Annotated in this window: 13 protein-coding genes, 1 tRNA gene, 1 other RNA gene and 1 pseudogene; 12 read left to right on the forward strand and 4 right to left on the reverse strand. The window is 71.4% G+C overall.

Annotation, left to right across the window (positions count from 1 at the left end; all coding sequences use genetic code 11):
- Window positions 1-14: 14 nt before the first annotated feature.
- From ABT118_RS01725 to ABT118_RS01735, 3 genes are read right to left on the reverse strand one after another with little or no spacing between them, the layout of a single operon-like run.
- Window positions 15-1655, reverse strand: coding sequence for a penicillin-binding transpeptidase domain-containing protein (locus ABT118_RS01725; protein WP_350644179.1), 1641 nt, complete (start codon window positions 1653-1655; stop codon window positions 15-17).
- Window positions 1656-1701: 46 nt separating this feature from the next.
- The gene (locus ABT118_RS01730; protein WP_350644180.1) at window positions 1702-2931 is read right to left on the reverse strand and encodes a hypothetical protein; all 1230 of its coding nucleotides are present in this window, start codon (window positions 2929-2931) and stop codon (window positions 1702-1704) included.
- The gene (locus ABT118_RS01735) at window positions 2928-3449 is read right to left on the reverse strand and encodes a SigE family RNA polymerase sigma factor (RefSeq protein WP_350644181.1); all 522 of its coding nucleotides are present in this window, start codon (window positions 3447-3449) and stop codon (window positions 2928-2930) included. Before ABT118_RS01735 ends, ABT118_RS01730 begins: the two co-directional genes overlap by 4 nt.
- A 187-nt stretch (window positions 3450-3636) precedes the next feature.
- Here ABT118_RS01735 and ABT118_RS01740 point away from each other — a divergent pair.
- The 3 genes and pseudogenes from ABT118_RS01740 to ABT118_RS01750 form a co-directional block, all read left to right on the forward strand.
- A pseudogene (locus ABT118_RS01740) lies at window positions 3637-3747 on the forward strand (GNAT family N-acetyltransferase); the annotation flags it as partial.
- A 112-nt stretch (window positions 3748-3859) separates the two neighbouring features.
- On the forward strand, window positions 3860-4144 hold the full coding sequence (locus ABT118_RS01745; RefSeq protein ID WP_350644182.1) for a hypothetical protein: 285 nt from the start codon (window positions 3860-3862) through the stop codon (window positions 4142-4144).
- On the forward strand, window positions 4126-4539 hold the full coding sequence (locus tag ABT118_RS01750) for a PIN domain-containing protein (RefSeq protein ID WP_350644183.1): 414 nt from the start codon (window positions 4126-4128) through the stop codon (window positions 4537-4539). The genes ABT118_RS01745 and ABT118_RS01750 overlap by 19 nt, the downstream gene beginning before the upstream one ends.
- Before the next feature lie 291 nt (window positions 4540-4830).
- Here ABT118_RS01750 and ABT118_RS01755 read toward each other — a convergent pair.
- A tRNA-Ser gene (locus ABT118_RS01755) sits at window positions 4831-4915 on the reverse strand.
- Window positions 4916-5043: 128 nt separating this feature from the next.
- On the opposite strand from ABT118_RS01755, the gene ffs reads away from it, so the two are divergent.
- The 9 genes from ffs (at window position 5044) to ABT118_RS01800 (ending at window position 13611) form a co-directional block, all read left to right on the forward strand.
- Window positions 5044-5140, forward strand: an RNA gene (gene ffs, locus ABT118_RS01760) — signal recognition particle sRNA small type.
- A 48-nt stretch (window positions 5141-5188) separates the two neighbouring features.
- On the forward strand, window positions 5189-7342 hold the full coding sequence (locus ABT118_RS01765) for a DNA polymerase III subunit gamma and tau (RefSeq protein WP_350644184.1): 2154 nt from the start codon (window positions 5189-5191) through the stop codon (window positions 7340-7342).
- Between the two features lie 57 nt (window positions 7343-7399).
- The gene (locus ABT118_RS01770; RefSeq protein WP_350644185.1) at window positions 7400-7738 is read left to right on the forward strand and encodes a YbaB/EbfC family nucleoid-associated protein; all 339 of its coding nucleotides are present in this window, start codon (window positions 7400-7402) and stop codon (window positions 7736-7738) included.
- A gap of 191 nt (window positions 7739-7929) precedes the next feature.
- Window positions 7930-8529: a recombination mediator RecR gene (recR, locus tag ABT118_RS01775; protein ID WP_350644187.1), complete on the forward strand. Its 600-nt coding sequence runs from the start codon at window positions 7930-7932 to the stop codon at window positions 8527-8529.
- Entirely contained in the window at window positions 8522-9196 is a 675-nt protein-coding gene (locus tag ABT118_RS01780; RefSeq protein WP_350644188.1) for a DUF5063 domain-containing protein, read from the forward strand. The genes recR and ABT118_RS01780 overlap by 8 nt, the downstream gene beginning before the upstream one ends.
- Window positions 9197-9490: 294 nt before the next feature.
- Window positions 9491-10771, forward strand: a complete 1281-nt coding sequence (locus ABT118_RS01785; protein ID WP_350644190.1) for an aspartate kinase — start codon at window positions 9491-9493, stop codon at window positions 10769-10771.
- The gene (locus ABT118_RS01790; RefSeq protein ID WP_350644192.1) at window positions 10768-11832 is read left to right on the forward strand and encodes an aspartate-semialdehyde dehydrogenase; all 1065 of its coding nucleotides are present in this window, start codon (window positions 10768-10770) and stop codon (window positions 11830-11832) included. Before ABT118_RS01785 ends, ABT118_RS01790 begins: the two co-directional genes overlap by 4 nt.
- 239 nt (window positions 11833-12071) lie before the next feature.
- Window positions 12072-12593 carry a SigE family RNA polymerase sigma factor gene (locus ABT118_RS01795; RefSeq protein ID WP_350644194.1) on the forward strand — a complete coding sequence of 174 codons (522 nt, stop codon included), beginning with the start codon at window positions 12072-12074 and terminating at the stop codon, window positions 12591-12593.
- Complete coding sequence (locus tag ABT118_RS01800; RefSeq protein ID WP_350644195.1) at window positions 12586-13611, forward strand: dihydrolipoyllysine-residue succinyltransferase component of 2-oxoglutarate dehydrogenase complex; 1026 nt, start codon at window positions 12586-12588, stop codon at window positions 13609-13611. The genes ABT118_RS01795 and ABT118_RS01800 overlap by 8 nt, the downstream gene beginning before the upstream one ends.
- Window positions 13612-13644 lie beyond the last annotated feature (33 nt).

Genomic DNA, 13644 nt, shown 5'->3' on the forward strand with positions numbered 1-13644 from the left:
CTGGTCACCACCCCTCAGTGGCTGTTGCCCAGTTGGAGGAGCTTGGCGGCGGCGGGGGCGGCGGCGTCCGCGCCGTGGCCACCCGCCTGGACCTCGACGGCGACGGCGAGGTCGCCCCGGTAGGCGGTGATCCAGCTGTTGGGGTTCTGCCCGCCGACCTCGGCCGTGCCGGTCTTCGCGGCGGCACCGGAGATGGAGCCGAGCGCCTTGGCTGCGGTCCCGCTCTGCGCGGTGCGCTGCATCATCGACCGCAGCTGGTTCAGGACAGTGGCACTCAGGGTCCGGGCGGCCATGGGCTGGGCCTTGCCGGGCACCAGGACCGGCTGGCGGAAGGTGCCGCTCTGCACCGTGGCCGACACCGACGCCATGGCCAGGGCGTTGGTCCTGATCCGGCCCTGCCCGACGTAGGCCAGCGCGATCTGCTCCGGGTTGGTCTCCACCGGGATGTCGGTGTCGAACGCCGACAGACCCGTCTTCCACACCAGCCCCAGACCGAACACGTCCTTCGCCACCGCGGGCAGACTGCCCGCCTTGAGCCGCAGCTGTGCCGCCTCGATGAAGGCGGTGTTGCAGGACTGCGCGAAGTCGTCCTTGAACGTGTAACCGAGCCGGGCATCGGTGAAGTCGTTCGGCACCAGACGCCCGCCCGCGTTGGTGTTCTTCGGGCACGGCACCGGCGAGTCGGGCGTCAGACCGGTCTCCAGCAGCGCCGCTGCGGTGACCACCTTCATCGTCGAACCCGGCGCCGTCGCACCCCCGAACGCCCGGTTCTGACCCACCGCCGGATTGTTCGCGAACGCCAGCACATGACCCGTACTCGGCTCGACCGCCACCACCGACGCCGGACCCGACTGCTCCTTCACCACCGCCTCCGCCACCCGCTGCAGATCCGCATCCAACGTCAACTGCCGCTTGGCACCCTTCGACGCCGAAATCGTGAACAACGGCTCCGACCCACCCGAACCCCCAGCCGACCCGACCACCACCACACCCGTACCGTCACCGGCGGGCTGCGCACCGTCGTCCGCGAACTCGATCTGGTCCAACACCGCCGCTATCGACGGGAACGCACCCACCGGGCGCCCCTTGCGGTCCACCACCTGCGACGGCACCGACGAGGACACCGGCCGGATCGCCAACGCCTTCCCCGCACCCAACCGGGGATGCACCACCGTCGGATCCCAGTGCACCACCACTCCGCCGTCACCGGTCTTCACCATCGCGACCGCACTCTCGTACCGCCACACCCGAACCGCACCCGGCAACCCCACCTCGGCGCGGAAGGTCATCGGGGCTCCGGCCTGTGGTCTCTCGGCGGTCGGGGTCAGTGTCAGCGCGGTCGGAGTCAGCGCCGTCCGAAAGGCCGTCAGCGCCGCCACCGCCGCCTCCGGACGGTCGGTCAACCGCCCGGCCTCCTCGAAGTCGCCCTTGGCCCAGGCCGCCAGGAACGCCTTCGCACCCGCCGCAGCCGCCTCCGCCGACGGTGCCTTGATCGCCGACGCCTTGGCCGCCGGGGTCGCCACCGTGGACGGCTGCGCGGCCGCCGCCCTGGTACCTCCGGTCACGCCGTTCCACAGGTTGTACGCGGCGAAGCCGCCCCCGGTGAACACCACCGCCGTGATCACGCCGACACCGGTCATCACACTCTTGCGCATTGCTGATCCCCCCTGGGACTCGGTACGTGAACTGAAGGCGGTGCGGTCAGCCAGGAAGCTTCCACGCGGGGCTCAGCGCGATCGCCCGCAGCTGAGCGGTCGTCAGCGCCGGTCCCGGGCGGTTCGGCCGGTCCTGCTTCAACCGGTCGCTGTCGTACGTCATCACGGTGACCCACAGCCCGTCCGGCCGCCGTACTTCGATGGACCAGCGCTGGACACCCACGTCCATCGTGCTTTCGTAGAACTGGGTGCCGTCGGGGAGGCTCTCCCAGTCCGCCTGGGGGCCGCTGTTCGGCTCCCTCCTGTTGTCGCTCAGGCTGATCTCCACCAGGGCCGGTCCCTTGCCGTCCGTGACGGTGAAGTTGGCGTAGCCGTACCCGCTGGTGTTGGCGTCGGCCGGGGTGAGACCGGCCGGGAGGAGGCTTGTCGCGGTGGCGACGATCTGCCCGCCCGGGAACTCGGATCGGGACGGGGGCCCGTCGACCAAGGCGGGCAGCGCGGCCACCACGGGGTCCCAGACAGCCGAGGACGCCGCGGCGGTCAGCTGATCCGGGGTCAGCGGTGGGGTGGTGCGGGTCAACGGCTGCGTCTTGTCGACGCCGGCGTTCGACGCCTTGACGGTGATCAGCCGGCCGTCCTTCCGGGAGAGCACCACCACCGCCTGGGTCAGCCCGGCCCGGCCCGCACCGTAGATGGGGGTCCGGAGCACCAGCAGCACCGACCCGTCGGAGAGCGTGCTGGTGCGGCAGGAGTCGTACGGGGCGAGCTTCGGGTCGGGGCAGGTGAGTTCGTCTGCCTGGGCCGTCGCCTGCCGGGCCTTTCGCTTCACCGTCACCGAGACCTCGCCGATGCCGGTTCCGTCGTCGAAGCGGGCGCTGAGTCCGACGCCTCCGCTCGCGGCGGGGCCTGGGCCCCGTACCTCGCTGAACACCCCTGCGGGCAGGGCGAGTTTCCACGCGGCCAGCACGGTTTCGTCCGACGGCGGCCCGGCACCTTCCGGGGGGTGCGGGGTGGCCGTGGCGCTCGGGGTGGCCGAGGTGCTCGGTCCGGCCGGAGGGGTCGGCAGGGTGGGCGTACCGCCCGGCCGCAGCACCAGGACCGCCCCGAGGGCCAGCGCCAGGCAGCCGGCCCCGGCTGCGGTGCGCAGCGTGGTGCGCAGCCGCCGGGCCCGGCGGCCGCGGTGCAGCAGCAGGGCCACCGGCACCGGGCCGGACTCCGGCTGACGGGTCGCCAGGCCCCGCAGGGCGCGTGCCACCTGCTCGTCGTCCTGGATCACCGCGTGGCCTCCTGGTTCTCTTGCAACGCGACCCGCAGCCGCGCCATGGCCCGGGCGTTCTGGCTCTTCACGGTGCCGACGGAGCAGCCGAGCGCGGCCGCGGTCTCCTTCTCCGACAGGTCCTCGACATGGCGCAGGACCACCACGGCCCGCTGCCCCTCGGGCAGCGTCAGCAACGCCCGCTGGAGCTCGTCGAGCCCACCCAGCCGGTCGTCGACCGGTCCGCCGGGCCCGCCCGGCCTGCGGTCGACAGTCTCCGGCACCTCATCGGTGAGCAGCTCGCGCCGCCACCGCCGCCACCGGCTGACGTTGCCGTTGGCCAGCATCCGCCGCAGGTACGCGTGCGGATCGTCGGTGGCGGCCCGGCGCCAGCGGACGTAGAGCTTCACCAGGCAGTCCTGGAGCAGCTCCTCGCCCCGGTGCCGGTCGCCGGTGAGCAGCGTCGCCGTACGCAGGTGCCGGTGCCAGGCAGCCTCGACGAAGGCTGCGTAGGCGGCATCCTCGGATTCTTGACTCACGCGGACCACACGCACGAGCGGTCCTGAAAGGTTGTCATCGAATCCATGTTCTTATGTGCGGCCCCGTCGCCGCTGGTCAGCAGGCCGCAGCGGTCGGGTGGTTGCCCAGGGCGGCGGCGAGGAGGGCGGCATCGCTCGCCGGGAGCGAGGGCTGAAGCGGTGACTGGTGCGGTGCCGAGTGCTTCGCCTCGGGGGCCTGCTCACCGACACTGCCGACAGCAACCCGCACATGCGCAGGGTCAACGACGCCTTAGGTTACTTGCCGACGCACCCCTCGCAGGATCTCGGAAGCGACTGAGGGGTCCGACGCATGACTGACGCCCAGCCCTCGATCGAGCAGCAACTGCAGCCACGGAAACCGGGGGTTCAGGCCTGGCTCGCAATTCCTACTTCTTTGATAATCTGGCTCCATGACTGAGATGCCCTACAGCATTGGTGAGGGGCCGGCTACCAGAGTCAGCCTGTCGCTGCCCGAAGGTACGGCCGAGGCGATCCGGCGACGAGTGGGCAAGCGCGAGTTCTCGGCCTTCGTCGCCGCGGCCGTCGAGCGTGAACTGCGTGGCCAGATCCTGGACGAGTACCTTGCCGACTACGAGCGTCGGCAGGGACCGATCTCGGCGGCGGAGCAGGACCGGGCCCGCCAGGTCTTCGACGGGGTGTTCGCCGAGGAGGGAGGATGGCCCGTCGCAAGCTGAGTCATGAGGGCACTTTGGTGCTGGACTCCGAGGGCCTCTCCAAGCTGCTGAGTGATCACGAGCCTGCTGTCGCGATGGTCGCCGAGGCCCGGAAGCGGGGTATGGAGGTGGTGATCAGTGCTCTGACCATCATCGAAGCCGTGCACGGTCGCACGGATCAGGCGCGTCTGCGGTGGATCCTGTCGGGATTGCGGATTGTGCCCGTTGGTGACGAGGAGGCTCGGACCGCCTCGGCGATGCTGATCGGTGTGGGTCTGCACGGCCACAAGTACGCGATCGACGCGGCAGTGGCCGAGATGGCACTGCGACAACAGCGACCGGTCGTCCTGCTGACGTCGGACATCGACGACATGACCAAGCTCTGCGGTGATCGCGTGCGGCTCGTGGCTGTCTGACGGACGACCACAGGGGTGACGGTAGCGTTCCGTCGCACACCTGCTCACAAGTTGCCGCTAGCTAGATGCAGACTCCGGTGAGGTGCGGACCGCAGATCTTCATAGCGAGTCGCCGAGGTGGTGTGCATCTCGCGCCAGCTTCGCCAGGCCCTCTGATCGCCGGTTGTGGGCGTTGTCGGCGGGCGTCCACATCAGGACCCGGTCCGGACGTTGCCACCTCCGGCGAGCCTGACGAAGCGTCGATGAACGACGAAGGCCCGGACCGCTGATGCAGTCCGGGCCTTCGGCCGGCGGAGGATACGAGATTCGAACTCGTGAGGGTTTTATCCCAACACGCTTTCCAAGCGTGCGCCCTAGGCCACTAGGCGAATCCTCCGTGGGAGAGCTTAGTACATGTTCGGGGGTGCTCGCGACCACCCATCCGCAGGTGGGTGGGGGTGGTGGCCTGCGGATGGGAGAGGTGGGGCGGCGGTACAGCTTCGGTCGGGGATCCGCTACTCTTGGGGCAGCCCCTCGTGCGGCGTTATCTCTCTGAACTCCCCCAGGGCCGGAAGGCAGCAAGGGTAGGAGGGCTCTGGCGGGTGCACGAGGGGTCCTTGCGTTTCCGGGGCGGCCGCGTTTGTCCGTCTGTCCCGATATCGTCGGGGGCGTGTCCCTAGCCCTGTACCGCCGCTATCGCCCCGAGACTTTCGCCGAGGTCATCGGGCAGGAGCACGTCACCGCTCCGCTCCAGCAGGCCCTGCGCAACAACAGGGTCAACCACGCCTACCTGTTCAGCGGCCCGCGCGGGTGCGGGAAGACGACCAGTGCCCGCATCCTGGCCCGCTGCCTGAACTGCGCGCAGGGCCCGACGCCCACTCCCTGCGGGGAGTGCCAGTCCTGTACCGACCTGGCGACCGGCGGGCCCGGCTCGATCGACGTGATCGAGATCGACGCCGCCTCGCACGGTGGTGTGGACGACGCGCGAGACCTGCGCGAGCGGGCGTTCTTCGCGCCGGTGCACAGCAGGTACAAGATCTTCATCCTGGACGAGGCGCACATGGTGACCTCGGCCGGCTTCAACGCGCTGCTGAAGGTGGTGGAGGAGCCGCCGGAGCACCTCAAGTTCATCTTCGCCACCACCGAGCCGGAGAAGGTGATCGGGACGATCCGGTCCCGGACGCACCACTACCCGTTCCGGCTGGTGCCGCCCGGCACGCTGCGGGACTACCTGGCGCAGGTGTGCGGGCGGGAGCAGATCGCGGTCGAGGACTCGGTCTTCCCGCTGGTGGTCCGCTCCGGTGCCGGGTCGGTCCGTGACTCGATGTCGGTGATGGACCAGCTGCTCGCCGGTGCGGGCGAGGGCGGCGTCACCTACCAGATGGCCACGGCGCTGCTCGGGTACACCGACTCGGCGCTGCTGGACGAGGTGGTGGACGCCTTCGCCGCGCACGACGGGGCGACGGTGTTCCAGATCGTCGACCGGGTGGTCGAGGGCGGGCACGACCCGCGCCGCTTCGTGACCGACCTGCTGGAGCGGCTGCGCGACCTGGTGATCCTGGCGACCGTGCCGGACGCGGGGGAGAAGGGGCTGATCGACGCCCCGGCCGACCGGATCGCGATCATGCAGGCGCAGGCCGACCGGTTCGGGCCGGCCGATCTGAGCCGGGCGGCGGACCTGGTCAACACCGGGCTGACCGAGATGCGCGGCAACTCCGCGCCGAGGCTGCAGCTGGAGCTGATCTGCGCCCGGGTGATGCTGCCCGGTGCGTACGGGGACGAGCTGTCGTTGCAGGCGCGGCTGGACAAGCTGGAGCGCCGGGCGTCGGCGGGTGGCTTCGCGGCCCCGCAGGCGGTCCAGCAGATGCCCCAGGCGCCCCAGGCACCCCAGATGCAGCAGGTGCAACAGGCACCCCAGCCGCTGCAGGTGGTCCAGGCCGCGCCGGAGCCGGTGCAGCAGTACCAGCAGCCCGCACCGTCGGTGGAGGTGACGCCGGTTCAGGCGCCCGCTCCCGCTCCCGGCGCGTGGCCGATCCCGCGCAGCTTCCCGTCCGCCGGTGCGCCGACGGCAACCCCGAGCGCTCCGGCGCCCGTACCGGCTGTGCAAGCCCCCCAGGCCCAGCCGCAACCCCAGGCACAGCAACAACAACAGCAGCAGCCGACGGCCGGTCAGCCCTCGGCGCCCGCCCAGCAGGGCGCGGGCCAGGTCCGCCAGCTCTGGCCGCAGATCCTGGAGGCGGTGAAGAACCGTCGCCGCTTCACCTGGATCCTGCTCAGCCAGAACGGCCAGGTGGCCGGCTTCGACGGCACCGTGCTGCAGGTCTCGTTCATCAACGCGGGCGCCCGCGACAGCTTCGTCAGCAGCAACAGCGACGACGTGCTGAAGCAGGTCCTGGCCGACGAGCTCGGGGTGGACTGGCGGGTCGAGTGCATCGTCGACCCGTCCGGCGGCACCAGCGGAGGTGTCAGCAGCACTCCGCCCTCGCCGGCCTCCGGCGGCTGGGGCGCCCCCCAGCAACCGCAGCAGCAACAACCGCAGCAACGCCAGCAGCAGGCCCCGCGCCCCGCCCCCGTGCAGGCGGCGCCGGTGCAGCCCCCGCCGCAGGCCGTCCAGCAGACCCCGCCCCCGCAGGCGGCGCCCGCTCCGGCCCGGTTCGAGGGCCCGCCGGCGGACGAGTACCCGCCGGACGACTACGACCTGGAGGGGGACGCCAGCTTCACCGGCCCGTCGCCCAGCCAGGTCGACCAGGGGGCGAACAGCCAGGAGCTGATCGTCCGTGAGCTGGGTGCCACGGTGCTGGAGGAGATTCACCACAACCGCTGAGCCGGTCGACGTAGGCTCGGGTCGGAAGCTTTCCGTGTACAGGTACAGGAGTGAGCCGTGTTCCCTGGTGGTGGCCAGCCCAATATGCAGCAGCTGCTGAAGCAGGCGCAGAAGATGCAGGAGGAGCTCGCGAAGGCGCAGCGCGAGCTGGCGGAGGCACATGTCCCCGGTTCGGCGGGCGGCGGTCTGGTCGAGGTGACCGTGACCGGTGCGGGTGAGCTGGTCTCGCTGACCATCGCCCCGGCTGCGGTCGACCCGGAGGACACCGAGACGCTGGCCGACCTGATCCTGGCCGCGGTCCGGGACGCCAACGCGACCGCGCAGAAGATGCAGGCCGAGCGGATGGGCCCGCTGGCCCAGGGCCTCAGCGGCGGCATCCCCGGCCTCCCGTTCTGACGGAGCGGTACGCACGCCCGGAGCACCCACCAGGGCCGGCCGGCCCACCGGGGCCGGACCGCCCGGGAGGGTCGGGGCGAGATTTATGGTGAGTCGGGCGTCGGACGGTGCGTCCGACGCCCGATTCGTTGGATGATGGCACCGGAGCCGACGGCACTGCCGGTGGCCAGGGCCCGAGGGAAGGCGCGAAGTTGTACGAAGGCGTGGTTCAGGACCTGATCGACGAACTGGGCAGGCTGCCCGGCGTCGGGCCCAAGAGCGCGCAGCGGATCGCCTTCCATGTGCTGCAAGCCGACCCGGTGGACGTGCGCCGACTGGCGCACGCACTGCTGGAGGTCAAGGAGAAGGTCCGGTTCTGCGTGGTCTGCGGCAATGTCGCGGAGGCCGAGCAGTGCCGGGTCTGCCTGGACCAGCGGCGCGACCGTGCGGTGATCTGCGTGGTCGAGGAGCCCAAGGACGTGGTGGCGGTGGAGCGGACGCGCGAGTTCCGCGGCCGGTACCACGTGCTGGGCGGCGCGATCAGTCCGATCGAGGGCGTCGGCCCGGACGACCTGCGGATCCGCGAGCTGATGACCAGGCTCGCGGACGGCACGGTGACCGAGCTGATCCTGGCCACCGACCCCAACCTGGAGGGGGAGGCGACCGCCACCTATCTGGCCCGGCTGTGCAAGCCGATGGGCCTGAAGGTGACCCGGCTGGCCAGTGGCCTGCCGGTCGGTGGGGACTTGGAGTACGCCGACGAGGTCACCCTCGGACGGGCCTTCGAAGGGAGACGACTTCTCGATGTCTGAGCAGCCCAGCGTTACGCAGGACACCAACAGCAGCACCAACGGCAGCACCCACAGGCACGAGCCGGACGACTTCGCGGTGCAGATCGCGGACTCGGTCGAGAGCTTCGTGCTCGCCGTGACCGAGGTCGCCAAGGGCGACGAGCCGGGGAGCGTCGTCTCCCTGCTGCTGCTGGAGGTCTCGCAGCTCCTGCTGGCCGGCGGCCGGCTGGGCGCGATCGAGGACGTCGTCCCGGAGGACCGGTTCGAGCCGGACGCGGGCCCCGAGCCGGACGGGGTCGAGCTGCGCGAGCGGCTGGCCGCCCTGCTCGCCCCGATCGACGTCTACCACGAGGTCTTCGACCCGTACGGGCCGCCGGAGAAGCCGAGCGCGTTCCGGATCTCGGACGACATGGCGGGTGTGGTCAGCGAGCTGCGGCACGGTCTGACGCACTACCAGGAGGGCCGGGTCAGCGAGGCGCTCTGGTGGTGGCAGTTCTCCTACCTCTCCAGCTGGGGTTCGACCTGCACGGCGGTGCTGCGCGCACTGCAGTCGCTGATCGCGCACGTCCGGCTGGACAGCCCGATCGGCGCGGCGGCGGACGGCGCGGACATCGACGACGACGGGTTGACGGAGGAGCAGCTGGAGCAGCAGGCGGGCGATCTGATGGCCGCCGAGCTCGGTCTGTAGCCGGACCTTCGACGGTGTGACGAAGCAGTCACGGCCGGCCCGGCCGGTGGCGAATCCGAGGTGCCGTGCCGCTCTCCCCGGCAAATCTCCGGGGCGGGCGGAGGCGGCCCGGAGACCTGCCGGTCCGGGGCCGCGGCGGGGTGACCGGAACGTGGTACGCACGTCTCACCATGTGGAAACCGCCGGTCAGGGCCATGGTGCTCGCTAGACTGGCGCCGACCGCAGTGCCCCCGTCCACCGGGGGGCGCGGGGGCCACCAGTCCCCCGAAAAACGCCACTAGTCGAGGAGCTTTCGTGGGCCTTGTCGTGCAGAAGTACGGCGGCTCATCCGTTGCGGATGCCGAGGGCATCAAGCGCGTCGCCCGCCGGATCGTCGACACCAAGAAGGCCGGCCATGAGGTCGTCGTCGTGGTGTCCGCCATGGGTGACACGACGGACGAGCTCATCGAACTCGCGGAGCAGGTCTCCCCGATCCCCTCCGGGCGCGAGTTCGACATGCTGCTGACCGCTGGAGAGCGGATCTCGATGGCCCTGCTGGCCATGGCGATCCGGTCGCTGGGCCACGAGGCCCAGTCCTTCACGGGCAGCCAGGCCGGGGTCATCACCGACTCGGTCCACAACAAGGCGCGCATCATCGACGTGACGCCGGGCCGGATCCGCAACGCCCTGGACGAGGGCAACATCGCGATCGTGGCCGGCTTCCAGGGCGTGTCCCAGGCCAGCAAGGACATCACCACGCTGGGCCGGGGCGGCTCGGACACCACCGCGGTGGCGCTGGCCGCCGCGCTGAGCGCCGAGGTCTGCGAGATCTACACCGACGTGGACGGCGTGTTCACCGCCGACCCGCGGGTGGTGAAGAAGGCCCGCAAGATCGACTGGATCGGCTTCGAGGACATGCTGGAGCTGGCCTCGTCCGGCTCCAAGGTGCTCCTTGACCGCTGTGTGGAGTACGCCCGGCGCTACAACATCCCGATTCACGTACGCTCGTCCTTCTCCGGCCTGCCGGGGACCATTGTCAGCAGCATCAACCCGATCAAGCCCGAAGGGGGCGAGATGGAGCAGGCGATCATCTCCGGAGTCGCCCACGACACGTCCGAGGCCAAGGTCACGGTCGTTGGCGTGCCCGACAAGCCGGGCGAGGCTGCCCGGATCTTCCGTGCCATCGCGGATGCCGAGGTCAACATCGACATGGTGGTGCAGAACGTCTCGGCGGCGGCCACCGGTCTCACCGACATCTCCTTCACCTGCCCCAAGACCGAGGGCCAGAAGGCCATCGACGCCCTGGGCCGGGTCAAGGAGGGCATCGGCTTCGAGTCGCTCCGCTACGACGACGCGATCGGCAAGATCTCGCTGGTCGGCGCGGGCATGCGCTCCAACCCCGGCGTGACCGCGACCTTCTTCGAGGCGCTCTCCGAGGCCGGCGTGAACATCGAGCTGATCTCCACCTCGGAGATCCGGATCTCGGTGGTCACCCGGGCCGACGACGTCAACGAGGCGGTCCGCGCCGTCCACAGCGCCTTCGGCCTGGACACCGAGACGGACGAGGCGGTCGTCTACGGCGGTACCGGCCGATGACCTCCGAGAGGAGGCCGAGCCTTGCGGTGGTCGGCGCCACGGGCGCCGTCGGAGCCGTGCTGCTCGGCCTCCTCTCGATGCGTCGGGACGTCTGGGGCGAGATCCGGCTGATCGCCTCGTCCCGTTCGGCGGGCCGGCTGCTGACGGTCCGCGGGGTGGAGACCGAGGTGGTCGAGCTCTCCGAGGAGGCGTTCGCCGGGATCGACGTGGCGATCTTCGACGTCCCGGACGAGATCGCCGCCCGCTGGGCCCCGATCGCGGTGGCCAAGGGCGTCGTGGTGGTCGACAACTCCGGCGCCTTCCGGATGGACCCGGACGTCCCGCTGGTCGTCCCCGAGGTGAACGCCCCGGCGGCGCTGATCCGCCCGCGCGGCATCGTCGCCAACCCCAACTGCACCGTGCTCACCATGATCGGTGGGCTGGCCGCGCTGCACTCCGAGTACGGGTTGAGCGAGTTGGTGGTCGCGGCGTACCAGGCCGCGTCCGGTGCCGGGCAGAGCGGGGTGGACACCCTGCGGGCCCAGACCGCCGAGGTGGCGGGCACCCCGGTCGGCGAGCAGACCGGCGACCTGCGGGCGGTGGTCAGCGACAACGGCCCGTTCGCGGCCCCGCTCGCGCTGAACGCGGTGCCCTGGTCCGGCACGCTGGAGGCCGGCGGCTGGTCCTCCGAGGAGCTCAAGGTCCGCAACGAGTCGCGGAAGATCCTCGGCCTGCCGGGCCTGAAGGTCTCCGCCACCTGCGTCCGGATCCCGGTGGTCACCACCCACTCGCTGGCCGTGCACGCGGTGTTCGAGCGCGCGGTGGAGCAGGCGCACGCCCAGGAGATCCTGCAGAACGCCCCCGGCGTGGTGCTCTACGACGACCCGGCGGCAGGGGAGTTCCCCACCCCGAACGACGCCGTCGGGACGGACCCGGTCTGGGTCGGCCGGGTCAGGGTGGCGCTGGACGATCCCACCGCGCTCGACCTCTTCGTCTGCGGCGACAACCTGCGCAAGGGCGCTGCCCTCAACGCGGTGCAGATCGCCGAGCTGGTGGCGGGCGAGTTCTCCGTCCGGGGTTGAGCCCAGGTGAGTGGGCCTCCGTGGTCGGGCCCTTGCGGTTGAGTCCCGGTGAACGGGAGACGATCCGTCAGATTCCCCCGCAGGAGCACTGGAGGGGCTCCGGTCGGTGCGGGAGAATGACCCGCAGTCCGGGGCAACCATGACAGGGGATCAAGTGTCCAACATGCGTGGCGAACGTGGTGGTGGGGGCAGTGGTGGTGGGCACCGTGCGCGTGGCGGCACGGCCGGTCGATAGTCGGATGGGCACCGCCGCGGCGGGTGCGGCGGGAGCCAGCGTCGACCACCTCACCGCGACCTACCAGGCGCATTACCGCTCCCTGCTCCGGCTGGCGGCGCTGCTGCTGGACGACGTCGCCTCCTGCGAGGACGTGGTGCAGGAGGCGTTCATCCGGGTGCACGCCGCCCGCCGCCGGGTCCGTGAGCCCGAGAAGACCCTCGCCTACCTCCGGCAGACCGTGGTCAACCTGTCCCGGTCCACCCTGCGCCGGCGCATCCTCGGGCTGCGGCTGCTGCCCAAGCCGATGCCTGACATGGCCAGTGCAGAAGAAGGCGCCTACGATGCGCTGGAGCGCGACCAGTTGAAGGCCGCGCTACGGGGGTTGCAACGCCGTCAGCGGGAGGTCCTGGTGCTGCGCTACTACGCCGACCTGACGGAGGCCCAGGTGGCCGAAGCGCTCGGGATCTCGGTCGGCTCGGTCAAGGCGTACGGTTCGCGTGGACTGGCCGCCCTGCGGGTGCTGATGGAGAGCAGCAATGACTGACGATCAACGGTCCCCGGGGGAGGACGCGTTGGAGCACGCGCTGCGCGCGCGGCTGCACCGCGCGGTGGCCGAGGTGCAGCCGGACCCGACCGCGCTGCCCCGGCTGCGCAGCGCGGTGCCGCGGCGGCGGGCCAGGCACCGCTCGCTCTGGACCGGGGCGGCGGCCGCCGCCCTGCTCACCGTGGCAGTGCTGCCGACCCTCCGGGGCGTGCAGGAGCTCGACCTCTCCGGCGGTCCGGTCGACGGCCCGACCGTGACCGGTGCGACCGGCGCCACCACGGTGCCCCGGCCCTCCGCCGACGGCACCGCCCGGCCGAACCCGCCGCTGTCGTCGGCCACCGCCGCCGCCTCCGGCAGCCAGTCGGGACCGAGCACCGAGGTCACCGCCAGCGGGTCGCTGGCCGGCGTCCCCGGTACGCCGACGGCCGGGACGGGCCCGGCGCCCGGCTGCGGCCAGGCCGACCTCGGGCAGGGCAGCTCCCACCTGGAGGCGGCCGACGCGGACGGCCGGGTGTACGGCTGGTTCCGGGTGGTCAACACCTCGGGGCGGGCCTGCGAACTCATCGGCGGCGGGCAGTTGGTGACCGACTCGGCCAAGGTCAGGGTGGTCGCGCACACCGCCGGGGGGCCGGCCTCCGGGCTGGCCGACCCGGTCGCGGGCGGGCCGTTGCTGCTGGCGCCGATGAAGGGGTACCAGGTGCGGTTCGGCTGGGTGCCGGACGGTTCCTGTCCCGGTGCCGAGAACGCCAAGTCCCGGGCGGCGATGGCCGCCCTGCCGGGGCCGTCCGGTTCGGCCGCCCCGAGTGAGGCCCCGGGCTCCGACCCCTCGCCCACTCCGGCCCAGTCGCCCGAGCCGACCCCGAGCCCCACCGCCGCCCCGACCACCGTCACCCTCACCCACACCCCGGACCCCGGCGGCCGCCCGGTCGTGGCCACCCTCTCCAACGCCTGCACCGGCACCGTCTACCGCACCGGCGCGGAACGCATCCCGGAGCCCTCGCCTTCCGCGACTCCCTAGCCAGGGCGCGGCCAGCGGCACATGGGCGGCGGG

Origin of the sequence: Kitasatospora sp. NPDC002040, from assembly GCF_040296785.1 — a bacterium.
Lineage (GTDB): Bacteria > Actinomycetota > Actinomycetes > Streptomycetales > Streptomycetaceae > Kitasatospora.